22 protein-coding genes are annotated in these 21606 nt (G+C 59.0%); 14 read left to right on the top strand and 8 right to left on the bottom strand.

What is annotated here, in order from left to right; translation table 11 throughout:
• Positions 1–16: 16 nt before the first annotated feature.
• The 6 genes from OO25_RS06375 (at position 17) to OO25_RS06350 (ending at position 8167) form a co-directional block, all read left to right on the top strand.
• The gene (locus OO25_RS06375) at positions 17–691 is read left to right on the top strand and encodes a nucleotidyltransferase family protein (protein WP_040179188.1); all 675 of its coding nucleotides are present in this window, start codon (positions 17–19) and stop codon (positions 689–691) included.
• Positions 681–3614 (top strand): double-strand break repair protein AddB, encoded by a 2934-nt coding sequence (gene addB, locus OO25_RS06370; protein WP_040179016.1) that lies wholly within the window; start codon positions 681–683, stop codon positions 3612–3614. The genes OO25_RS06375 and addB overlap by 11 nt, the downstream gene beginning before the upstream one ends.
• The gene (addA, locus tag OO25_RS06365; protein WP_040179014.1) at positions 3611–6979 is read left to right on the top strand and encodes a double-strand break repair helicase AddA; all 3369 of its coding nucleotides are present in this window, start codon (positions 3611–3613) and stop codon (positions 6977–6979) included. Before addB ends, addA begins: the two co-directional genes overlap by 4 nt.
• Positions 6980–7041: 62 nt before the next feature.
• Positions 7042–7362 carry a thioredoxin gene (gene trxA / locus OO25_RS06360; RefSeq protein ID WP_014876414.1) on the top strand — a complete coding sequence of 107 codons (321 nt, stop codon included), beginning with the start codon at positions 7042–7044 and terminating at the stop codon, positions 7360–7362.
• Positions 7363–7454: 92 nt separating this feature from the next.
• Positions 7455–7802 carry a Lin0512 family protein gene (locus OO25_RS06355; protein ID WP_040179013.1) on the top strand — a complete coding sequence of 116 codons (348 nt, stop codon included), beginning with the start codon at positions 7455–7457 and terminating at the stop codon, positions 7800–7802.
• A complete protein-coding gene (locus tag OO25_RS06350; RefSeq protein WP_040179012.1) occupies positions 7799–8167 on the top strand; it encodes a Lin0512 family protein in 369 nt (122 codons plus the stop codon). Before OO25_RS06355 ends, OO25_RS06350 begins: the two co-directional genes overlap by 4 nt.
• Before the next feature lie 79 nt (positions 8168–8246).
• Here the strand turns inward: OO25_RS06350 and OO25_RS06345 are convergent, their stop codons facing one another.
• The gene (locus tag OO25_RS06345; protein WP_024098903.1) at positions 8247–8441 is read right to left on the bottom strand and encodes a DUF1127 domain-containing protein; all 195 of its coding nucleotides are present in this window, start codon (positions 8439–8441) and stop codon (positions 8247–8249) included.
• Positions 8442–8776: 335 nt separating this feature from the next.
• Between OO25_RS06345 and hslV the strand changes: the two genes are divergently transcribed.
• The 4 genes from hslV (at position 8777) to OO25_RS06325 (ending at position 12966) form a co-directional block, all read left to right on the top strand.
• Positions 8777–9340, top strand: a complete 564-nt coding sequence (gene hslV / locus OO25_RS06340; protein WP_024098902.1) for an ATP-dependent protease subunit HslV — start codon at positions 8777–8779, stop codon at positions 9338–9340.
• Between the two features lies 1 nt (position 9341).
• Positions 9342–10412: a hypothetical protein gene (locus tag OO25_RS06335; protein WP_040179010.1), complete on the top strand. Its 1071-nt coding sequence runs from the start codon at positions 9342–9344 to the stop codon at positions 10410–10412.
• 12 nt (positions 10413–10424) lie between these two features.
• Entirely contained in the window at positions 10425–11735 is a 1311-nt protein-coding gene (hslU, locus tag OO25_RS06330; RefSeq protein WP_040179009.1) for an ATP-dependent protease ATPase subunit HslU, read from the top strand.
• 85 nt (positions 11736–11820) lie between these two features.
• Positions 11821–12966: an alpha/beta hydrolase gene (locus tag OO25_RS06325; protein ID WP_040179008.1), complete on the top strand. Its 1146-nt coding sequence runs from the start codon at positions 11821–11823 to the stop codon at positions 12964–12966.
• 21 nt (positions 12967–12987) lie between these two features.
• Here OO25_RS06325 and OO25_RS06320 read toward each other — a convergent pair whose 3' ends face one another.
• From OO25_RS06320 to OO25_RS06310, 3 genes are read right to left on the bottom strand one after another with little or no spacing between them, the layout of a single operon-like run.
• Positions 12988–13590: a Smr/MutS family protein gene (locus OO25_RS06320; RefSeq protein WP_040179007.1), complete on the bottom strand. Its 603-nt coding sequence runs from the start codon at positions 13588–13590 to the stop codon at positions 12988–12990.
• Positions 13590–14645 carry a murein transglycosylase A gene (locus OO25_RS06315; RefSeq protein WP_040175099.1) on the bottom strand — a complete coding sequence of 352 codons (1056 nt, stop codon included), beginning with the start codon at positions 14643–14645 and terminating at the stop codon, positions 13590–13592. Before OO25_RS06315 ends, OO25_RS06320 begins: the two co-directional genes overlap by 1 nt.
• A complete protein-coding gene (locus OO25_RS06310) occupies positions 14642–15298 on the bottom strand; it encodes a Tim44/TimA family putative adaptor protein (RefSeq protein WP_040175100.1) in 657 nt (218 codons plus the stop codon). The genes OO25_RS06315 and OO25_RS06310 overlap by 4 nt, the downstream gene beginning before the upstream one ends.
• A 115-nt stretch (positions 15299–15413) precedes the next feature.
• Here OO25_RS06310 and OO25_RS06305 point away from each other — a divergent pair, with 115 nt between their 5' ends.
• Together OO25_RS06305 and secB are read left to right on the top strand one after the other, a co-directional pair.
• Complete coding sequence (locus tag OO25_RS06305) at positions 15414–15920, top strand: FxsA family protein (RefSeq protein WP_040179006.1); 507 nt, start codon at positions 15414–15416, stop codon at positions 15918–15920.
• 79 nt (positions 15921–15999) lie between these two features.
• The gene (gene secB / locus OO25_RS06300; protein WP_014876402.1) at positions 16000–16494 is read left to right on the top strand and encodes a protein-export chaperone SecB; all 495 of its coding nucleotides are present in this window, start codon (positions 16000–16002) and stop codon (positions 16492–16494) included.
• A gap of 76 nt (positions 16495–16570) precedes the next feature.
• Here the strand turns inward: secB and dnaQ are convergent, their stop codons facing one another.
• From dnaQ to OO25_RS06280, 4 genes are read right to left on the bottom strand one after another with little or no spacing between them, the layout of a single operon-like run.
• Positions 16571–17308: a DNA polymerase III subunit epsilon gene (dnaQ, locus tag OO25_RS06295; protein ID WP_040179004.1), complete on the bottom strand. Its 738-nt coding sequence runs from the start codon at positions 17306–17308 to the stop codon at positions 16571–16573.
• Positions 17301–17894, bottom strand: a complete 594-nt coding sequence (gene coaE / locus OO25_RS06290) for a dephospho-CoA kinase (RefSeq protein WP_040179001.1) — start codon at positions 17892–17894, stop codon at positions 17301–17303. The genes dnaQ and coaE overlap by 8 nt, the downstream gene beginning before the upstream one ends.
• Positions 17891–18724 (bottom strand): shikimate dehydrogenase, encoded by an 834-nt coding sequence (locus OO25_RS06285; protein ID WP_014881539.1) that lies wholly within the window; start codon positions 18722–18724, stop codon positions 17891–17893. The genes coaE and OO25_RS06285 overlap by 4 nt, the downstream gene beginning before the upstream one ends.
• Positions 18721–19320, bottom strand: coding sequence for a nucleoside triphosphate pyrophosphatase (locus OO25_RS06280; protein ID WP_040178997.1), 600 nt, complete (start codon positions 19318–19320; stop codon positions 18721–18723). The genes OO25_RS06285 and OO25_RS06280 overlap by 4 nt, the downstream gene beginning before the upstream one ends.
• Positions 19321–19725: 405 nt before the next feature.
• Here OO25_RS06280 and OO25_RS06275 point away from each other — a divergent pair, with 405 nt between their 5' ends.
• Both OO25_RS06275 and rho read left to right on the top strand, forming a co-directional pair.
• Entirely contained in the window at positions 19726–20181 is a 456-nt protein-coding gene (locus OO25_RS06275) for a CopD family protein (protein WP_040178994.1), read from the top strand.
• A 129-nt stretch (positions 20182–20310) separates the two neighbouring features.
• Complete coding sequence (gene rho, locus OO25_RS06270; RefSeq protein ID WP_014876396.1) at positions 20311–21582, top strand: transcription termination factor Rho; 1272 nt, start codon at positions 20311–20313, stop codon at positions 21580–21582.
• Positions 21583–21606 lie beyond the last annotated feature (24 nt).

Raw genomic sequence — 21606 nt, 5'->3', positions numbered from 1 at the left:
GATCGCTTATCCCGTTATGATCTTCGCTGCCGGATTTGGCACCCGGATGCGGCACCTGACCAACCACCAGCCCAAACCGATGATTCCGGTCGCCGGTCGCCCACTAATCGACCATGCGCTGGATCTGGCGCGAGAGGTCACACCGCCGGTGATCGTGGCCAACAGCCACTATAAGAGTGACGTTCTGGCCAACCATCTTGCAAATAGCGAGGTGGCGATCAGCCGTGAGGATCCTCAGATCCTCGACACCGGTGGTGGGCTGCGACATGCGCTGCCGCTGCTCGGAACACATTCGGGACCGGTCTATACCGTGAACCCCGATGTGGTCTGGCGCGGGCCGAACCCGCTTTGCCTGCTGCGCGACGCGTGGGACCCTGCGCGCATGGATGCGCTGCTGACCTGTATTCCCATCAGCCGAACTGTTGGACGCAGCGGCGGTGGTGATTTCCACACGGACGAAGACGGGCGACTGCATCGCGGCGGCGACCTTGTCTATGGCGGTGTTCAGTTGCTGCGGACCAACAGGCTGGACGAAGTTAACGAGACCGTGTTTTCGCTGAACACCCTGTGGGATTTGATGGCTGCCGAAGGACGCCTGTTTGCGCTGGAATATCCCGGCCATTGGTGCGATGTCGGCACCCCCGAAGGGATCCCCCTGGCTGAGGACCTGATAGCCCAAGATGAGATTTGAGCCGCAAGACACACCACGCCTTTTTGCAGTTCCCTGCGGCGTCGATTTCCCACGCGCTCTGGTTGACGGGTTGGTTGCCCGCAGTCGGAACACGCCGCCAGAAGCGCTGGCCAAGGTCGAACTGATCGTCAACACCTCCCGCATGGCACGCCGGGTGCGGGATCTGTTTGATCATGGGCCAGCTCTGCTTTTGCCGCGGATCTCGCTGCTGAGTGATCTCGACATGCGCGCCACCTTACGGGGTCTGCCGCCAGCCCTGCCGCCGTTACGGCGACGGCTGGAGCTCTCACAGCTGATTGCCAAATTACTGGAAGCACAGCCAGATCTGGCCGCCCGATCCTCCCTCTATGATCTCTCAGACAGTCTCGCAGCATTGTTTGATGAAATGCAGGGCGAAGGCGTCAGCCCGGAGACGATCCGCTCGCTGGATGTCTCCGACATGTCCGGCCATTGGGCGCGCGCGCAGCAGTTCATCGCCATCGCCGACGACTTTGCTGAGACCCACGAACACGCAATGGATGCACAGGCCCGTCAGCGACAGGTTGTGCTTGATCTGATCGAAGAGTGGCAGGACTGCCCACCGCAACACCCGGTCATCCTGGCCGGCTCCACCGGATCGCGTGGCACCACGCTGATGCTGATGGAGGCAATTGCGCGCCTGCCGCAAGGCGCGGTGATCCTACCCGGTTTCGATGACCAGCAGCCGGGCCACGTCTGGGAACATCTAGATGATCCGCTGATGTCAGAAGACCACCCGCAATATCGGTTTTTCAAGATCATGCGCGATCTAGACATGACCCCGGATCAGGTGCGTCCATGGGTCGATGCACTACCAGCCTCCACGGCGCGCAATCGGCTGGTCTCTCTGGCGCTGCGCCCGGCGCCTGTTACCGATGCCTGGATGCGCGAAGGGCCGGAGCTGCGCGATATCGATCAGGCCACCGCCGATGTAACCTTGGTCGAGGCACCCAATCCCCGCGCCGAGGCGCTGACCATTGCCCTGCGACTGCGCAAGGCCGCCGAGAATGGACAGACAGCCGCGCTGATCACACCGGATCGTATGCTGACCCGACAGGTGGCGGCCGCGCTGGATCGCTGGGATATTCTGCCGGACGATTCCGCGGGCCAACCACTGCAACTGTCACCTCCGGGCCGGTTTCTGCGCCACATCGCGGAACTGTTCTGCAAGCCGCTGGCCTGCGATACGCTGTTGACGCTGCTGAAACATCCGCTTTGTCATGATGGGGCAGGGCGCGGTGATCACCTGCGCCACACCCGCGAATTAGAGCTGCGGCTGCGCCGCTACGGCCCCCCTTTTCCGGATGCCGACAGTTTTGCCGCGTTTGAAATCGGGCGGGAGCTGATGCCTGGGTGGACCGCCTGGCTGACGCAGTGTTTTGCCGACAAACCCATCCGTGGAACGCAGCCCCTGTCACAATGGGTTGAAGCCCTCAGGAATCTCGCCGAGGCAATCAGCCGTGGCAGTCAGGAGGCTGCTGCCGGTGGCCTCTGGGACAAGAAGGCTGGGCGCAAAGCGCTGGAAATCATGAACAACCTTCAGGCGGAGGCTGGCTATGGCGGTGAGATGACCGCCCGCGATTTTGCCGATCTTCTGCGCGCGCTGCTGTCGCAGGGGGAGGTGCGGGACCGCGATGCACCCTATGGCTCCATCCTGATCTGGGGAACGCTTGAGGCGCGCGTGCAGGGGGCCGATCTGGTGATCCTTGGCGGCCTAAACGAAGGCAGCTGGCCGGAAGCTGCTGCACCCGATCCATGGCTCAACCGACAACTGCGTCATCAGGCGGGGCTGTTGCTGCCGGAACGTCGCATTGGGCTGTCGGCGCATGATTTCCAACAAGCCATCGCTGCACCCGAAGTCTGGTTGACTCGCTCCGAACGGTCGGATGAAGCGGATACAGTTCCGTCACGCTGGCTCAACCGAATGACCAACCTTCTGTCCGGCTTGCCGGGGCAGGGCGGCCCTGCAGCGCTGACGGATATGCGGACCCGTGGTCAGGAATGGTTGGGCTGGGCGGAGGTGTTGGAGGCGCCTATCTCTCTGCCCCCCGCCAAACGACCGGCACCACGCCCCCCCATCGCCGCGCGCCCCCGACGCCTGACGATTACGGAAATCCCGCGTCTGATCCGCGATCCTTATGCGATTTACGCCAAACATGTGTTGAAGCTGCGTCCGCTTGATCCGCTTGTACAGGAACCCGACGCCTTGCTGCGCGGCATCGTGCTCCACAAGATCCTGGAGGATTTTATCAAGGCAACCGTCGCTGACCCCGGTAGACTGACAGCACAGGATTTCCTTGCGACAGCGGCAGCCCATCTGGAGGCAAAGGTTCCATGGCCCATAGCGCGCAGCCTCTGGCTGGCCCGGCTTGAACGCATTGCAGATGACTTCATCAATGGAGAGCGCCAACGGCAGCAAACCGCGCGCCCGACTGGTTTTGAAGTCTCCGGTGCCGTGCGCGTTGCGCCGCTTGATTTTGAGATTGCAGGCACCGCCGATCGAATTGATGTGGATGAACGCGGCGGCCTGCATTTGTTTGACTACAAAACCGGCGACCCGCCAACTGAAAGCCAACAGAAAACCTTTGAAAAACAACTGCTGATCGAGGCCGCCATGGCCGAACGCGGTGCGTTTGAGCGCTATGGCGAGGGCAGGGTGGAACGGGCACTGTTCCTTGGCCTCAAAAGCCCGCTGAAAGAGGTCGCAGCCCCACTCATGGATGAGCCACCGGGTAAGGTTTGGGAAGAATTGACCAAGCTGATTTCAGCTTATTTCGAGCCAGATCAAGGATATAGCAGCCGTCGCATGGTGTTTCAGGACACCCAGACGGGCGATTACGATCATCTGGCACGCTACGGAGAATGGGACCGAAGCGATCAACCGGTATCGGAGATTTTGACATGACCGCCCGCGACGCCGCCTCAGAGGCGCAGTTTCGCGCCGCGCGCCCCGATGCCTCAACCTGGCTGGCCGCAAATGCCGGCTCTGGCAAGACCAAGGTGCTGACAGATCGCGTGGCCCGTCTGTTGCTGCGTGGGGTCCAGCCGCAGCATATCCTGTGCCTGACCTACACCAAAGCCGCTGCCAGCGAGATGCAGAACCGCCTGTTCAAACGGCTCGGCGAATGGGCCATGCTGGGCGACGATGCGCTCACTTCTGCACTGACGGATCTGGGCGCCCATGATGTGATCTCGGCCGAGGGCATGGCGCAGGCCCGCACCCTGTTTGCGCGTGCGATTGAGACGCCCGGTGGCTTGAAAATCCAGACCATCCATTCCTTTTGCGCCTCGCTGCTGCGCCGGTTCCCGCTAGAGGCCGGCGTCAGCCCACAGTTTTCCGAAATGGACGACCGCGCCGCGGTGTTGCTGCGGGGCGAGGTGGTAGAAGCCATCGCAAGCAGCGAAAACCCGGAGGAGGCCGGTCTGATCGCCAGACTGGCCCGGCAGGTGACCGATAGCGATTTTGAGACGCTGACCGCCGCAATCTGTCAGCGCCGCTCCGATTTCGAGGTGCCACTGGATCGCGCCGGATTGCGTGCGCTGTTCGATCTTCCGACGGACTTTGACGCCAAAATGTTGGAGCAAAGCGTCTATCTGGGGGGCGAGGGGGACCTGCTGGCGCGCACCTGTACCATGTTGGAACAGGGTGGCAGCACCGATGCCAAAGCCGCTGCGAAGCTCCGCAAAATCACCGATCCGACGCTTGCGGATTTACCAGTTCTTGAGTCTGTGTTTCTGACCGGTGCCTCCGCAAAGGCGCCCTTTACCGCCAAAATCAATGCCTTTCCCACCAAGAAACTGCGGGAAAGCAATGTCGCGCTGATGGATCAGCTGGAACCACTGATGCGACGGGTAGAGGCTGCCCGCGCCCAGCGCCTCGCCCTGGCCGCAGTTGAGAAATCGCTGATCCTGCACGACTTCGCCGCTGCATTCCTGCCGGAATATGATCGCCGTAAACAGCTGCGCGGCTGGCTCGACTTCGATGACTTGATCCTGAAGGCACGTCAGCTGCTGAATGATCCGGCGGTGGCTGCCTGGGTTCTCTACCGGCTGGACGGCGGCATTGATCACATACTGGTGGATGAGGCACAGGACACCAGCCCGGTGCAATGGGATGTGGTTGAGAAGCTGGCGCAGGAGTTTACCGCCGGAGAGGGCGCGCGATCCGAGGTCGAGCGTACGATTTTTGTTGTCGGCGACAAGAAACAGTCGATCTATTCCTTTCAGGGGGCAGATCCGGACGCCTTTGACAGGATGCAGGCCGAATTCGCCGACCGGCTCGCGGAAACCGGCAGTGCGCTGCAAAACGCGGCGCTGGAATTCTCATTCCGTTCCTCCGCGGCGATCCTTGGGCTGGTTGATCTGGTGTTCAAGGATAGCCCCGGCGCCGGGTTTCACCGCGATGCCCTACACCGCGCCTTTAAATCGGAGTTGCCGGGACGCGTCGATCTTTGGCCAGTCGTGGACAAAGTTGACACCGAAGAAGAGCGTGACTGGACCGATCCGGTGGATCGCCCCGGCGCGCGCCATCACACCGTCATTCTGGCTGACCGGATCGCGACCACGATCAAGGAGATGATCGACAGCAAGGTTACCCTGCCGGAGGATGGGCCCGAGCGTGGCAGCTTCCGCCGTCGCCCGGTACGGGCCGGTGATTTTCTGATCCTCGTGCAGCGCCGGTCCGAGCTGTTCTCGGAAATCATCCGCGCCTGCAAGGCTGCAAGACTGCCCATCGCCGGCGCGGACCGGTTGAAGATCGGCGCAGAACTGGCGGTGAAGGATCTGGCGGCGCTGCTGTCCTTTCTCGCTACGCCTGAGGATTCCCTGTCGCTGGCTGCAGCGCTGAAATCGCCGCTGTTTGGCTGGGACGAACAGACCCTGTTTGATCTGGCCCACCGGCGCGAGGGCGGCAGTTATCTCTGGACCGCGCTGCGGGATCGCGCAGCGGAATACCCTGACACGATGGCCATCATAGATGATCTGCGCAGTCAGACCGATTTCCTGCGCCCCTATGACCTGATTGAGCGTATCCTGACACGTCACGGCGGACGTCAGCGCCTGCTTGGCCGGTTGGGACCGGAGGCGGAGGATGGCATTAACGCCCTGCTCAGCCAGGCGCTCGCCTATGAGCGCACAGATATTCCCAGCCTCACTGGGTTCTTAGTCTGGATGCAGGCCGACGATCTGGAAATCAAACGCCAGATGGGCGCGGCGGGCAATATGATCCGGGTGATGTCGGTGCATGGATCAAAAGGCCTGGAAGCACCGATTGTGATCCTGCCCGACACCGCAAAACGCAAACCTCCACGCGATGATGAAATCATGCGCGCCGAGGCTGGGCCGATGTGGAAACTGCCCAGCGCCCAGATGCCCGATGTGATGCAAGCCGCCCGTGAGACTGCGCAGGAGAAGGCACGGAATGAACGTCTTCGGCTGCTCTACGTGGCGCTGACACGCGCAGAAAAATGGCTGATTGTTGCCGCTGCGGGTGAGCTGTCCAAGGATGGGGACAGTTGGTACCAGATGGTTGAGCGCGCGCTGCAAGAGGCCGGTGCCAACCCCTATGATACCGGCAATGGCGAGGGCCTGCGGCTGCAGCATGGGGATTGGGACGGGTTACCGTTCCACGCAGATCCCCCGGTGGTCACGTCCACGCCGCAATTGCCGGAGGTATTCAAACAGTTGCCACCGCCTTATCAGCCACCAACCTCAACACTCAGCCCGTCGGAATTGGGCGGGGCCAAGGCCTTACCGGGGGATCTGGGACAGGACGAAGATATCGCCAAGGCACGCGGCAGCCGGCTGCACAGCTTACTGGAACATCTACCCAGCGCAGATCAGGATAGCTGGGCCCAACTGGCGGATGCTTTGCTCGCGGGGCATGAAGACACCGCAGATCTTCTGGTTGAGGCAACACGTGTACTGACCAATCCGGACCTGGGTGCGATCTTCGCTCCTGACACTTTGGCGGAGGTTGCGATAACCGCAGATCTGGACGGCCGTCGCATTCACGGCGTGATTGACCGGCTGATCGTGACGCCGGACCGGGTTCAGGCGGTTGATTTCAAATCGAACGCCACCGTTCCCACCAGCGTGGAGGCCTGTCCTGAGGGGCTGTTGCGGCAGATGGGGGCTTATGCCCATGCGCTGGCAGCCCTCTACCCAGATCGGCGGATTGACACGGCGTTGCTCTGGACCCGTACCGCGACGCTGATGGACCTGCCACACGATATTGTGTCATCCGCTCTTAAGCGCCGCCAGATACCTTGACGATCCGTTAAGGCGTTCATAGGTTCACAGCCGAACTGCCACACTCTTAGGGAGACATTCCAATGTCCACCGTCGCCGTAACCGATGCCACTTTCGATGCCGAAGTGAAGAATTCCGAAGTCCCCGTCGTGGTGGATTTCTGGGCCGAATGGTGCGGTCCCTGCAAACAGATTGGCCCCGCTCTGGAAGAGCTGGCGGCTGAATACGGCGATAAGGTCAAGATCGCCAAGGTGGATGTCGACAGCAACCCCAACGCAGCTTCGGCCATGGGTGTACGCGGCATTCCTGCGCTGTTCATTTTCAAGAACGGCGAGGTTGTCTCCAACCGCTCTGGTGCCGCACCCAAGGCTGCGCTGCAAAGCTGGATCGACGAGTCGATCTGAACCAGACAGACGATCAGAAATATCGGAAGGCGTCCCATTGGGGCGCCTTTTTCATAACTGGCTTTCCGAGCGACAGAATTGGAGGAGGGATCATGGCTGAAACGCGGGTGTTGGTAGAGTTCGGGATGGGGACATCGCTGCGGCGACAGGACTATACCGAGGCCGCAAAACGGGCGATCAAGGACGCGCTCTGGCACAACTCGGTCAATGTTGCCGAACTGTTCGATTTCCCAAAATCCGCCATGCGCATCCGTGCTGAAATCGGCGTGCAAAACCCCGACGCCATCGACTGCGACGCGCTTAGCGCGGTCTTTCCATATGGCACAGCGGAGATTCATGTGACCAAGGGCGGCCTTGATATCGACAAACCCGGCACTGGCCACACGGTGATCGCCAATGCAGCCATCATCGTCTCATTTGACATGGAGCCGACAGAATGACCGAGGAGAAACGCATTATTCTGGAAATGGGCACCGGCAATGATCTTTATGGGCAGGATTACACCAAGGCGGCCCGCCGCGCGGTGCAGGATGCGCTGCACCACTCCTCGATCACGCTTTTTGCGAAACTAGGTATAGACCATACTGAAATGAGGGTTGAGGTCACAATCGGTGTTCAGGAGCCCGACAAGGTAGACTGCGATCTGGTCGCCGCCGATCTGCCACGTGGACGCGCCACTGTGCGGGCGGTTTTTGGAGGGTTGAATGTGGATGATCCTGCGGACGGCAACAAACATGTGGTCGCCACAGCTGCGGTAGAAGCCTGGTTACCGGATCAGGCTGGGCGCTTTCAATTGCGCTCCTGATCGCAAAACAGACTCTAACAAAAGAAAAAGCCGCCCTGAAAGGAGCGGCCAAATCATCTTGGTGCTGAGGAACCTGTCCTCAGATCTTTGCGATATCCGCGCGTGTCAGGCCGATGTCTTCCAGCTGGGTATCGGTCAGCTCGGACAAGGCGTTGCGGGTGTCGCGTGCTTCTTTCCACGCCAGGATCGAAGACTTGGCGTTGAAGACTGCGTCCACCAGGCGGAGTACGGTCACTGCACCGATCGGCGCATGGATGTTTGCTGTGGTAGCCATTTGCGCATTCCTTATGAGAACCAGCCGACACCGTGTCGGTTGTGAGCCTCATGTAGGGTGGGCTGCCGAGTCTCACAATTGCCGGTTCGACAGCCCCGAATTGCAGTTTTTGCATAGCATGTTTTTTAAGCAGCCTGCCCGCATACCGGGCACAAGTCTCTTCTCAGCCATCGTCGGCGAGCGGTCGTCGTCCACTCGACAGGCGCTTGTCAGATGGGTCGGCGCAAGGCGCCGGAGGTGGCTATTCACTTGATCCCCGGCCCCCGCAACGGATAGCACCCGGTTGAGGTATAAATGACCAGTGCCCATATAGGCCTGGAAACGAGGAGAACATGATGGCAGACGATCAATTTCCGGGCTGGCACGGCACCACGATCATTGGCGTGAAAAAAGACGGCGAAGTCGTCATCGCCGGCGACGGGCAGGTGTCCCTGGGCCAAACCGTGATCAAGGGCTCTGCCCGCAAGGTGCGCCGCCTGTCGCCTGGTGGATTTGATGTCGTGGCAGGGTTTGCCGGCTCCACCGCCGATGCCTTCACTTTGCTGGAACGGCTGGAGGCGAAACTGGAAGCCACTCCGGGGCAGCTCGCCCGCGCCAGTGTTGAACTGGCCAAGGACTGGCGCACTGACAAATACCTGCAAAAACTGGAAGCCATGCTGATCGTGACCGACGGGGCGGATATGTTCGTGATCACCGGCGCCGGCGATGTGCTGGAACCCGAACATGACGTGGCCGCCATCGGATCAGGCGGCAACTTCGCGCTGGCGGCCGCACGCGGCATGATGGACAGTGATCGCAACGCCGAGGCTGTGGCCCGGGATGCCATGGCGATTGCCGCTGATATCTGCGTCTATACCAACGGCCGTTTGACAGTTGAAAGCATCAGCCAAAAGGACTGACATGAGCCATATCGATCAAAACGATATTCGCGCAGCAGTTGGCTCGGGTCTGTTGAGCGAGGCCCAGGCGGCCTCTCTCATGGCCTTGGCGCATAGCCGACGGGGGGCGCGTGAAAATCTCGCTCCCGGTGATGAACCTTTTGAGCTGTTCAAAGGGTTCAACGAGATCTTCATTGTCATCGGTTTGATCATTCTGGCCACCGGATGGGCCGCCGTCACCGGCATTTCCATGGCCGAAGGGTTGGGTGGTCTGGTTCAAAAGGCGACCATGTCCTCTCTGGTTGGGGCCGTGGTATTATGGGTGCTGAGTGAGTATTTCATCCGCCGTCGTCGTATGGTCGCGCCGGCGATTGCGCTTTCGATCCTTTGGACCCTGAATGCCGGCGTCGGGCTTTCGGCGGAATATTCGCAGGTGTTCATGGTCGCGCAGGGAGACTATTCCAGCCTGCCGCTGGCTGTTGCGCTAACCACCGTCTCAATTGCGATCTACTGGCTGCGGTTTCGCGTTCCCTTTGCGATGGCGCTGATCGCGCTTGGCGTGTTCACGCTGGCGCTGATGCTGGCTGCAAACCAATCCGGCAGCCTGACCGGCATGAGCGATCTGTTCCTGCTGTCGGCCTCCGGCCCCTTTGCCTGGGTAACCCTGCTGGTTGGCGCCGGCGTCTTCGCGGTGGCGATGCTGTTTGATCTGAGCGATCCGCATCGGGTGACCCGGCGCTCTGCGCAAGGTTTCTGGCTGCATGTGGTCGCCGCCCCCGCGTTGGTCAACACCATCGCTCTCAGCCTGCTGGACAGCGGCACATCCAGCGCAAATCTGGCGCTGATGGCCGTGCTCTTCGCCTTCGCGCTGGTTGCGATCATCATTGACCGGCGGTCATTTCTGATTGCTGCGATTGGTTACAGCGTTACTTTGGCGGCCACAGTCTTCGACGGCGACGGCGCCGCGACAACCATTCTTGTGCTGGGCCTGTTCCTGGTGATCCTTGGTGCCTTCTGGGCACGGATCCGGGCCTTGCTGATTTCCCCTCTCTCACGGGTGTTGCCGCTGGACCGGCTGCCGCCCGCTCACTGAAACGGACCTCTCATGACTGACCTCACCCCTCGCGAAATCGTCTCTGAACTGGATCGCTTCATTATCGGCCAGACTGATGCCAAACGGGCGGTTGCTGTCGCACTGCGCAACCGCTGGCGCCGCAAGCAGCTGGGCGATGACCTGCGCGACGAAGTTTACCCCAAGAATATTCTGATGATCGGACCCACCGGTGTCGGCAAGACCGAGATCTCTCGCCGGCTGGCAAAACTGGCTCGCGCGCCCTTCATCAAGGTGGAAGCCACCAAATTCACCGAGGTTGGCTATGTCGGTCGCGACGTGGAACAGATCATCCGGGATCTGGTGGATATCGCCATTGTCCAAACGCGCGAACACATGCGCGATGACGTAAGGGCCAAGGCCCGTCAGGCTGCTGAAGAACGGGTGATCGATGCCATCGCCGGCACCGACGCCCGAGATGCCACCCGCGATATGTTCCGCAAGAAGCTGAAAGCCGGCGAGCTGGATGATACCATCATCGAACTGGATGTTTCTGACACCTCCAACCCGATGGGGGGCATGTTCGAAATCCCCGGCCAGCCGGGTGGCAACATGGGCATGATGAACCTCGGCGATCTGTTCGGGAAAGCGATGGGCGGACGCACCACGCGCAAGAAGATGACTGTTGCTGACAGCTATGATGTGCTGATCGGCGAAGAAGCGGACAAGCTCTTGGACGATGAGACCGTGACCAAGGCGGCGCTTGAATCGGTTGAACAGAATGGCATCGTGTTTCTCGATGAAATCGACAAGGTCTGCACCCGCCAAGACGCGCGTGGCGGCGACGTCAGCCGTGAGGGGGTGCAGCGCGATCTGCTGCCCCTGATTGAAGGCACCACCGTGTCGACCAAGCACGGTCCGATCAAAACCGACCATATCCTGTTTATCGCTTCGGGTGCATTTCATATTGCCAAACCATCAGATCTGCTGCCCGAACTGCAGGGCCGCCTGCCGATCCGTGTCAATCTGCGCGCGCTTAGCGAAGAGGATTTCGTGCGTATCCTCACCGAGACGGACAATGCGCTGACGCTGCAATATACTGCTCTGCTGGGTACTGAGGAGGTGACTGTCAGCTTCACCGATGACGGGATCGCATCGCTGGCAAAGATTGCAGCCGAGGTCAATCAGACCGTTGAGAACATCGGCGCACGGCGTCTTTATACGGTGATCGAACGTGTGTTCGAGGAACTGTCCTTCAGCGCACCGGATCGTTCAGGTGAAACGGTCACCGTGAATGCCGAATTTGTCCGCAAGAACCTGGGTGAGCTGACCAAATCCGCAGATGTCAGCCGATACGTACTCTGATCGCCGTTAGGGCGCCTGCGCAACCAGTGGACATGGCGGTGGGCGCCCAGTAGCCTGCCGCCATTGTCAATTGGTGGTCCGAAACATGCGTTTTTCACGAGTCCTTTCCCGTCTTTGCATCGTGTTGATTGTTGCAGCTGGATGCACTGATAGATCCTTTACCCCAACCGTTCCGGACGCTTTGGAAATCGGCAAAGCCAAAACCATATTCGGCGCAACCACTCGTGAACCGCTGCCCAATGGCACCTTTGGCCCGGAACGATCTGATACTCTGCGCCTGCTGGAGCTGACAGTATCCATCCCGCCCACTCATTCTCCGGGGCAGTTGGATTTTGCCTATGCCGAGCCCAACCCCGAAACCCAGTTCACCATGGCCGGCCGGAAGCGGCTGGATGGGATGGCTGAGCTGAACCGTCGGATCGCTCAAGAACTGTCAGCCTATCCTGTCGGGGAGCGCGACATTACGGTGTTTGTGCATGGGTTCAACTCAACCCAGGCCGAGACTGCATTCCGGGCCGCACAGCTAACCAATGACATCGACATTCCCGGCGCCACGATCATTTATTCCTGGCCCAGTCAGGGCAATCCTCTGGGCTATGCCTACGACGGCGACAGCGTGTTATTCGCACGTGATGGCCTGGAACAATTGCTGCGCAATCTGAAACCCGGTGTGTCCAACCGCGTGGTGCTGGTGGCACATTCCATGGGATCGCAGCTGGTGATGGAAACCATGCGCCAAATGGAGATCAAGACACCCGGCTGGAGCAGCAAAAACCTTGGTGCGGTGATCCTGATGTCACCGGATCTGGATGTCGAAGTCTTCCGCAGTCAGATGCGCAGGATCGATCCGGTACCGCAGCCATTTGTCGTAATGGTCTCGCGCAAGGACAATGTGCTGAACCTGTCGCAACGCCTGCGTGGAACCCACAACCGGGGCCGGCTCGGCAATCTGAAATCACTGGATGACGTGTCTGAGCTGCCCATCGAAGTGGTCGATACAACGGCCTATGCCGATACCGCGGAATCCGGGCATTTTGTGGCTGCAACCTCACCGGCGGTGCTGTCCATCCTCAATTCAGCCCGCCAGACTGCTGCGGCCTTCGACCGCGAGGCGCTCTCGATCCAGCGCCTGTTCCCCGGTCGACTGGTCGTCGACAAGGAGGACAACGCCGTCGAGATTACACTGTCAGAAAACTATCAAGCAAATGTCTATCGCGGCGAAGATCGCTGAGCCAAGCGCCTTGAACCGGTCTCAGCGGTGGCGGCGCAGGTAGACGTAATACGCCCCGCCACCGCCATGGCTGACATGGGCCGGCGTCACCTGAAGCACCACCTGCGATAATGGCGGCAGGGACAACCACTGCGGCACTTGGTGCCGCAGCACGCCACGGGGAACCGGCATCGGGCCGGGTTCGTCGCGATCCTTCCCCTTGCCGGTGATTACCAGCACCAGCCGCTTGCCGGCAGAATGCGCTGACAGGACAAAACCAACCAGCGCCGGATGGGCGGAATCAACCCGCATTCCATGGAGATCCAGCTTACCCTCAGGCTTCAGTTTGCCGCGTGTCATCTTACGGTAAGCCTTGCCGTCCATCTGCATCGGCGCGGCGATCAGACCACTGGTGACACTGGGCTTCAGATCATGCCTGGCCGGCTTTGATCCCACCTTGGACCCCAACTCGAACAGCTCTGGCGTGAACCGCTCTTGCGGCGGAAGCGGCGATTTTGTCGGCTTTGGTTTTGGCAAATGGGCAGCGGCAGGAGCGGTGCGTGTTTTTGGATGTAGCCGCTCCGCCTGTTTGGCGACGCGGTGCCAGAGGTCGATTTCCTCAGATGTCAGTTTCCTACGGGTCATCAGTCGTCCCCCGGCAACAGCGCATAGGCACGCTGAATAGGCAGCAGAACCACCATGCGGCCGGGATCCCGCAGCTTGCCGGCCTCTATCCCGGCTTCGTCACCGCTGCCAAAAAACACATCGGCCCGCTGCGCGCCCTTAATCGCTGATCCGGTATCCTGCGCAATCATCAGCCGGCGCATCGGCTTCGCTCCGTCTTTTTCCAACCAGACCGGCGCACCCAGCGGCGTGAAACGTGGATCAACTGCCAGACTGCGCAGGGTGGTCACAGAACGGTTCATTGCCCCCAGCGGGCCGGCAGAGGCGGGGATGCGGCTCACCTCGCGGAAAAACACATATGAGGGGTTGTGCATCAAGAGATCCTCGCCGGCGAGAGGGTTGCGCCGCACCCAGCGTTTGATCACTGCGGCGCTGACCTGATGGATATTGTAGATACCGCGACGGACCAATTCCGTTCCGATGGACCGGTATTCATGGCCGTTTGCACCACCGTAGCCGACACGGATCGACGACCCATCAGGCAGGCGAATTCGCCCAGATCCCTGAATTTGCAGAAAAAACAGCTCTACCGGATCGTCCACCCAGGCGATTTCCAATCCGCGCCCCTCCATCACACCGCTTGTCAGCATCTCGCGTCGTGTCAGCCACTGGCTGATCTTGCGCGCCTCCGGTGGCTGGCGATAAACCGGGTACCGGTAACGCGAGCTGGGCCGGCGCGCACCCGAGAGTTCGGGTTCAAAATAGCCGGTGAACAGCGCTGGCGCGCCGTCTTCAATCAGGACTGGGCGAAAGAACAGCTGGAAGAAGCCGCGCGCGGCCTTTGGGTCTTGTTCGTTGGCCAACGCACAGAGCGCACGCCAGTCGGGATCATCCAAATCCCGGCAAGTCTGCAGAAATGCACCCAGCGCCGCTTTGTGGTCATCCTCTGCCCAGCCCTCCAGCTGAGCGAAGGACAGCATGGTGTAGCTGGTTTCCGCCTGTCCGCCCTGCGGAAACAAATATGCGCCAGCTCCAAGAGCCAGCGCACAAAGTGCCCGCCGAAGCCCACGCATCATGCGTCCGTAGCGACCAGATGCCAGTTCGGGTCTGCGCTACCCATGGTACGGCCAAAGACCCAAGTATCTTTCTGGCGTTTCACCGCCTTGGGATCACCCTCAACGATATCTCCACCGCGATCACGCACAACCGAGGTCAACTCAGCGACAAACCGCATCGTAATCTGTGCATCGCCAGTTGCCGGATCAAAGCTGGTGTCGGTCAACGTCGTCTCGCGGACACCGATAAATTCCGCCTCAATCGTCAGCCCCTGATCCTCACGGTGGGCCACAGCGGTGACAAAACTGTCAAAGACGTCAGGCGCGAGGAAAGCTTCAATGTCATCCAGCTCGCCGCGTTCAAAGGCCATCAGGATCATTTCATATGCGCCGCGGGCACCCTGCACGAACTCGCGCACCTCGAAGGACGGTTCGGCCTTCTTCATCGCGGCAAGATCGCTGGCCTGGGGGCTGTCCTCGGGGACGTAGTCAACGATATCGTGATCCGGCCCGCCTTCGATCACCTCAAGTTCGGGGCGTCGGTTCTGGCGATCAGCCTGCGGCACAGCCGGCTTTTCAAACCCTTCGCGGGTGCCCAAAACGCTTTTCAGGCGTAGGATCAAAAACACGGCAATACCGGCCAAAACCAACAGCTGAATCACGGGCGACTCCATAACAACCTCTACGGTAGATGTTCATGCTTCGTTTGAAACTAAAGCGTTCCAACCTTATGTAGGTGACGGGTCGGCGCAAGTCCACCGTCCCGCGCAAGTTCTGAGGAAACCCAGCATGTATCTCTTTCTCGCCTTTCTGATGGTTCCGATCATTGAAATCGCACTTTTTATTCAAGTCGGTGGCGCGATCGGCCTCTGGCCAACGCTGGCCATCGTGGTGCTGACAGCCGTGTTGGGAACCTGGCTGGTCCGTACGCAGGGCCGGATGGCCCTCGGCCAGCTTCGTAGCTCTTTCGAACAGCTGAACGACCCCACCGAGCCGCTGGCGCATGGCGCCATGATCCTGGTGGCCGGTGCCCTGCTGCTTACGCCCGGGTTTTTCACAGACGCGGTTGGCTTCGCCCTTCTGGTCCCGCAGATACGTATTGCCGTTTATCGCTACCTCCGCTCAAAAATGACGGTGGCCCGGTTCCAGATGGGCCCTGGCAGCATGCACGGCCGCAGCTATCCGAGCGACAATTCCCCTAAACCGCAGGGCGATATCATTGATGCAGACTATGAAGACGTCAGCAAGGATCGACCGCGAAAAGGCCCCTCCGGCTGGGTTGATGGGCAAGGCTAGGCGGGTGGCGCGACACCCCCGTTGAGGTACCGCCGCCAAGCTGATAAGCACGGGCAAAACATAGTTTAGGAGTAGCTTCATGGCCGAAAACGGCGCAACAGAAGGCGTGCAGCAGCCGCAAGTCCAGATGAATATCCTGGGCCAGTTCATCCGCGACATGTCGTTCGAAAACGTCATGGCACAAAAAGGCGTCGGCGCTGACGTTCAGCCCGATGTCAGCGTGCAGGTTGCCCTTGATGCAAAGAAGCGTCAGGCGGAAAACCAGTATGAGGTGATGACCAAACTGAACATCGAGTCCAAGGACAAAGAAGGCAATGTCGTCCTCTTCGTTCTGGAACTGGAATATGTCGGGATTTTCAACATCTCCGGCATTCCCGAAGATCAGCTGCACCCGTTCCTGCTGATCGAATGCCCGCGTATGCTCTTCCCGTTCCTACGTCGCATCGTGTCCGACGTCACCCGCGACGGTGGTTTCCCGCCGCTGAACCTCGACAATATCGATTTCGTCGCGATCTACCGCAACGAACTGGCGCGCCGTCAGCAGGCTGAGGCCGCTGAACAGCCGCAGCAATAAGAGCTCGCCAAATTCGGATATGGAAAACGCCGCTGTTTTCAGCGGCGTTTTTGCATTCAGGACCTAGGGTCAGGGATCAGCTACCAGCGCCGTTCCAAAGGGCGTCATCCCCCATTTTTGCAACAAACTTGGCATGTGCCTCCTGTTCCTTCTCTGTCAACCGCGACGGCAGCGGGGAGGGCCGGGCGGTCGGGCGCCAGTCATCTGTCACCGTCGCCCCGCTGCTGGCCTTGTCATTGGAGGTTGAAAGGCCAAAATCAGGCTGCCGCCCCCCGATCAGTTCCAGATAGACATCGGCCAGGATTTCGGAATCGAGCAACGCGCCGTGCAATGTTCGATTGCTGTTGTCGATATTGAAGCGGCGGCAGAGCGCATCCAGCGTCGCCGGCGAGCCAGGAAAGCGTTTGCGGGCAATCGCCAGCGTATCAACCGCCTGTTCCATCGGCAGCTTTGGCAGCCCCATCCAATCCAGCTCCGCATTGAGGAACTTCATATCGAAGGCCGCGTTATGGATCACCATTTTGGAATCCCGGACGAAATCCAGAAATTTCTGGCCCACTTTCGCGAACACGGGCTTGTCGCGCAGTGTTACAGCGCCCGGACCGGGTTGCTGCGGCGGCTCCAGAAGATCCGGCCCGATGCCGTGCACCTTAAACGCGTCCTGCGGCATGGAGCGTTTAGGGTTGATATAGACGTGAAATGTCTCACCCGTCGGCATGTGATTGAACAGTTCAACCGCACCGATTTCGACAATCCGGTCACCAGAAAACGGATCAAAGCCGGTGGTTTCCGTATCAAGAACGATTTCACGCATCTGCGATCTGCCTTCTAATTTGTGCGAGGATGGACCGTACCTGTGCTTTGGCGTGATCCGGGGTGTCGGTCTCGATCAGATAATCGGCCCGCGCTTTCTTATCCTCTATCGGCATCTGTTTTTGCAGGATTTGTTCAAATTGCTCAACCGTCATCGTCTTGCGCGCAAGGACCCGCTGGCGCTGGGTCTCGGCATTGATCCAGACGCAGGCGACGGCATCCATTCCTGCGTCACCACCAGTTTCAAACAGCAGCGGGATATCAAACACCAGAACATCATGTGACGACGACGCTCTGAAAGCCTCGCGATCAGCCGCAACAAGCGGGTGCACGATTGTCTCAATCCGGGGCAGGGCGCTGCCATCGCCGGCGATGATGTCACGCAAGCGACCCCGGTCAACCCGTCCTTCGATAACGGCCGCTGGCCATGCATCCCCGATGGGGGCAACCGCTGCGCCGCCCACATCATAAAGACGGTGAACCGCAGCATCCGCGTCCCAGACTGCGCAGCCTTCTTCGGCAAAGATTTGCGCAGTTGCGCTTTTCCCCATACCGATGGATCCGGTTAACCCTAACGCGTAGCTCATGCCAATGCGGCCTCCCGCGTTGCAGCGTCCACCTCAGGTCGTTTGCCAAACCAGCGCTCAAACCCCGGTACGGCCTGATGCAACAGCATTCCCAGACCATCAACGGTGGTACAGCCGATATCCTCGGCCCATTGCAGCATGTCCGTTTTCAGCGGTGTGTAGACCAGATCCGTCACAACAGTGCTGGAGCGCAGCCCGTCCAAGGGCACACGCAAACGCGGCTTTCCAACCATCCCAAGAGAGGTTGTATTCACCAGGAGTGCGGCCTGTTCGATCACATTCCCAACCTGCACCCAGTCGACCACCTGAATGCGGGAGCCAAACTCACTGCGGAACTGATCCGCGCGTTCCCGCGTGCGATTGCTCAGCAGAATCTCTGGTACGCCTGCCTCAAGCAGTGAAGCGATCACCGCGCGACTGGCGCCGCCGGCCCCAAATACAACAGCTGGACCGGTCGCAGGATCCCAATCCGGCGCGGCCTGGTGCAGATTGGTGATAAACCCGTAACCATCTGTATTATCAGCAAGAATTGAGCCATCGGGACGGAAGATCAGCGTGTTGGCCGCACCGATCAATGTCGCACGATCCGTCACCTGATCGGCGATCTCCATGATCTGTTCCTTGTGCGGGATGGTGATGTTGGCCCCGACAAACCCCATCTTGGGCAGACTGCGGACAACCTCCTCCAACTGACCGGGTTCGACATGCAGCGGCACATAGTGACCAGCAATACCATAAGTCCGGAGCCAATGGCCGTGCACCAATGGCGATCGGGAATGGGCCACCGGGCTGCCGATCACGCCAGCCAGCGGAATCCGAGTATCATTCATTGCTCAATCACTCCCTGAAGGGCCAGATAGTTCAGCAGCTCCAACAACGGTAATCCAAGCACGTTGAAATAGTCTCCCTCGATGGCGCTGAACAATCGAACCCCTTCTTCCTCCAGCTTATATCCGCCAACGGCATGCTGAATGCTGTCCCAGTTTCGCGCAACATAACTGCGCAGATACGCATCCGAACTGGACCGCATCCTAAGCCGCACCTGGCCGATATGCCGCCACAGCGGCTCATTGTCGCGATAGATGACCGCAGCGGACAATAACATATGTCGCTTACCGCGCATCATCTTCAGCTGAGCAAAGGCGTCATCCGAATCTTTTGGTTTTGATAACAATTTTCCATCAAACTCGAGGACCTGATCACAGCCCAACACCAGGGCACCGAGGAACTTGGCGCTGACCTTGCGCGCCTTCGCCTCTGCCAGCGTATCGGAGATATCACGCGGCGTGGCCTCCTCAGCCAGAAGCGCCGCCTTGATCGCCGCTTCGTCGATACGGGCCGCGGCGACCTCAAACGGAACGCCAGCCTGCCGCAGCAGCTGCGCGCGTATCTGCGATCCGGAAGCCAGAACGATGTGGGTAGACATGTGGAAAACCCCGTGGGCAAGAGTGTGATGAGCTTAGGATGGTTTGTATGAAATTTCGGCCATTTCGCAAGCCGTGGAGAACCTCAAAATCCCCATTTGCTTGCCGGCAGATTCGCCCTGAGAGGATAGGGATAACTTTGAAATCGTGGATATCTCGGTTGCTCCGATTTCACCCCAGGTTTATCCCCACATCCAAACCCCAAAATGAACGTGATATTTCTCATGTTTTTATAGCCTGCCGGCAAGAGGCATCATGTCGCTGGGGGTAATGCTGGTAAGTTATCCCAAGCGGGGATAAGCCGGTGGACGAGTCAGTTATCCACCGTTTTTAGGGTGCACTACTAAAACATCATCCTTTTAAAATACTTATATTTTAAGGGGAGAGAGGGAACCGAGAGGCCAGCCATGGATCTGAGCGATCTGCTCTTTGAAATTTACCCCTACGCCAAATCTCTGCACATCATGGCAGTGATCAGCTGGATGGCAGGACTGTTCTACCTCCCGAGGCTTTTCGTTTATCACGTGGAGCAGGCAGAGAAGGTGCCGGACAGCCTTCCCATCTTTGTCATGATGGAAGAGAAGTTGCTCCGCATCATCATGAGGCCCGCTATGTACGTCAGCTGGGCTGCAGGGCTGTTAATGGTGCTGACGCCGGGGTTGGTCGACTGGAGTAGTCTTTGGCCCTGGACGAAGGGCCTGAGCGTTCTGGGGATGACCTGGTTCCACCACTGGCTGCTGATCCGTCACCGTGACTTCGCAAATGGGAAGAACACCCGCAGTGGTCGCAGCTATAGAATGATGAACGAAGTCCCGACACTGCTGATGGTGGTCATCGTCATATCGGTCATTTTCAAGTTCTGAGCGGGGATTTGACTCAGCAGGGTGGACCCCTTATGTATGCGGCTAACGGGCCCGTCCGGGCACTCGTGTCTTCCTTATACCTATGACACCGCTCCCCAGATCTCAGGGGAGAACAAAGGCCGTATATATATGACCGTTCAATCCCTGAACCTTTCCGATCTTAAGGCCAAGAGCCCTAAGGACCTTCTGTCCATGGCCGAAGAGCTGGAGATCGAAAACGCCTCCACCATGCGCAAGGGTGAGATGATGTTCCAGATTCTCCGCGAACGCGCGGATGAAGGCTGGGAAATTGCCGGCGATGGTGTGCTTGAGGTTCTTCAAGATGGATTCGGGTTCCTGCGCTCGCCCGAGGCCAACTATCTGCCGGGTCCCGACGATATCTATGTTTCGCCCGATATGATCCGGCAATATGCGCTGCGGACCGGTGATACGGTTGACGGTCAGATCAAATCGCCGCTGGAAAACGAACGGTATTTTGCGCTGACAAATGTCACCAAAATCAACTTCGAAGAGCCGGAGAAGGCCCGTCACAAGATCGCTTTCGACAACCTGACACCGCTTTATCCCGATGAGCGCCTGAAGATGGAGATCGAAGATCCGACCATCAAAGATCGCTCTGCCCGCGTGATCGATTTGGTTTCCCCGATTGGTAAAGGCCAGCGATCCCTGATCGTGGCGCCACCGCGGACCGGTAAGACAGTGATTCTCCAGAATATCGCGCATTCCATCGCGAAGAATCACCCGGAATGCTATCTGATCGTTCTCCTGATCGACGAACGCCCGGAAGAGGTCACCGATATGCAGCGCTCGGTCAAGGGTGAGGTCGTGTCCTCCACCTTCGACGAACCTGCGACCCGCCACGTTGCGGTGTCCGAAATGGTCATCGAGAAGGCCAAGCGTTTGGTAGAGCATAAACGAGATGTTGTTATTCTTCTCGACTCGATCACAAGACTTGGTAGAGCATTCAACACAGTGGTGCCGTCTTCTGGTAAAGTCTTGACTGGTGGTGTTGATGCAAACGCGCTGCAACGTCCCAAACGATTCTTTGGTGCGGCCCGAAATATCGAAGAAGGCGGCTCTTTGACGATCATCGCGACGGCTCTCATCGACACCGGTAGTCGGATGGATGAGGTGATCTTTGAAGAATTCAAAGGGACCGGTAACTCTGAAATCGTCCTTGATCGGAAGATCGCAGACAAACGCGTGTTCCCAGCGATCGATATTCTCAAATCCGGTACACGGAAAGAGGATCTGCTCGTCGACAAAGGTGATCTCGCCAAAACATTTGTGTTACGCCGGATTCTGAACCCAATGGGTACCACCGACGCGATTGAATTCCTTTTGTCTAAGTTGAAGCAAACAAAGACAAATTCTGAATTCTTCGACTCAATGAACACCTAGTAGACTGGCCGGCACGAAAGGAAG

The sequence above is a fragment of the Phaeobacter sp. S60 genome (assembly GCF_000826845.1).
GTDB lineage: Bacteria > Pseudomonadota > Alphaproteobacteria > Rhodobacterales > Rhodobacteraceae > Phaeobacter > Phaeobacter piscinae.
This window is presented reverse-complemented; position numbering and strand designations above follow the sequence as displayed.

Coding starts and splice junctions, on each gene's coding strand:
- OO25_RS06375 (WP_040179188.1), top strand. CDS start 17: ATGATCTTCGCTGCCGGATTTGGCACCCGGATGCGGCACCTGACCAAC.
- addB (WP_040179016.1), top strand. CDS start 681: ATGAGATTTGAGCCGCAAGACACACCACGCCTTTTTGCAGTTCCCTGC.
- addA (WP_040179014.1), top strand. CDS start 3,611: ATGACCGCCCGCGACGCCGCCTCAGAGGCGCAGTTTCGCGCCGCGCGC.
- trxA (WP_014876414.1), top strand. CDS start 7,042: ATGTCCACCGTCGCCGTAACCGATGCCACTTTCGATGCCGAAGTGAAG.
- OO25_RS06355 (WP_040179013.1), top strand. CDS start 7,455: ATGGCTGAAACGCGGGTGTTGGTAGAGTTCGGGATGGGGACATCGCTG.
- OO25_RS06350 (WP_040179012.1), top strand. CDS start 7,799: ATGACCGAGGAGAAACGCATTATTCTGGAAATGGGCACCGGCAATGAT.
- OO25_RS06345 (WP_024098903.1), bottom strand. CDS start 8,441: ATGGCTACCACAGCAAACATCCATGCGCCGATCGGTGCAGTGACCGTA.
- hslV (WP_024098902.1), top strand. CDS start 8,777: ATGGCAGACGATCAATTTCCGGGCTGGCACGGCACCACGATCATTGGC.
- OO25_RS06335 (WP_040179010.1), top strand. CDS start 9,342: ATGAGCCATATCGATCAAAACGATATTCGCGCAGCAGTTGGCTCGGGT.
- hslU (WP_040179009.1), top strand. CDS start 10,425: ATGACTGACCTCACCCCTCGCGAAATCGTCTCTGAACTGGATCGCTTC.
- OO25_RS06325 (WP_040179008.1), top strand. CDS start 11,821: ATGCGTTTTTCACGAGTCCTTTCCCGTCTTTGCATCGTGTTGATTGTT.
- OO25_RS06320 (WP_040179007.1), bottom strand. CDS start 13,590: ATGACCCGTAGGAAACTGACATCTGAGGAAATCGACCTCTGGCACCGC.
- OO25_RS06315 (WP_040175099.1), bottom strand. CDS start 14,645: ATGATGCGTGGGCTTCGGCGGGCACTTTGTGCGCTGGCTCTTGGAGCT.
- OO25_RS06310 (WP_040175100.1), bottom strand. CDS start 15,298: ATGGAGTCGCCCGTGATTCAGCTGTTGGTTTTGGCCGGTATTGCCGTG.
- OO25_RS06305 (WP_040179006.1), top strand. CDS start 15,414: ATGTATCTCTTTCTCGCCTTTCTGATGGTTCCGATCATTGAAATCGCA.
- secB (WP_014876402.1), top strand. CDS start 16,000: ATGGCCGAAAACGGCGCAACAGAAGGCGTGCAGCAGCCGCAAGTCCAG.
- dnaQ (WP_040179004.1), bottom strand. CDS start 17,308: ATGCGTGAAATCGTTCTTGATACGGAAACCACCGGCTTTGATCCGTTT.
- coaE (WP_040179001.1), bottom strand. CDS start 17,894: ATGAGCTACGCGTTAGGGTTAACCGGATCCATCGGTATGGGGAAAAGC.
- OO25_RS06285 (WP_014881539.1), bottom strand. CDS start 18,724: ATGAATGATACTCGGATTCCGCTGGCTGGCGTGATCGGCAGCCCGGTG.
- OO25_RS06280 (WP_040178997.1), bottom strand. CDS start 19,320: ATGTCTACCCACATCGTTCTGGCTTCCGGATCGCAGATACGCGCGCAG.
- OO25_RS06275 (WP_040178994.1), top strand. CDS start 19,726: ATGGATCTGAGCGATCTGCTCTTTGAAATTTACCCCTACGCCAAATCT.
- rho (WP_014876396.1), top strand. CDS start 20,311: ATGACCGTTCAATCCCTGAACCTTTCCGATCTTAAGGCCAAGAGCCCT.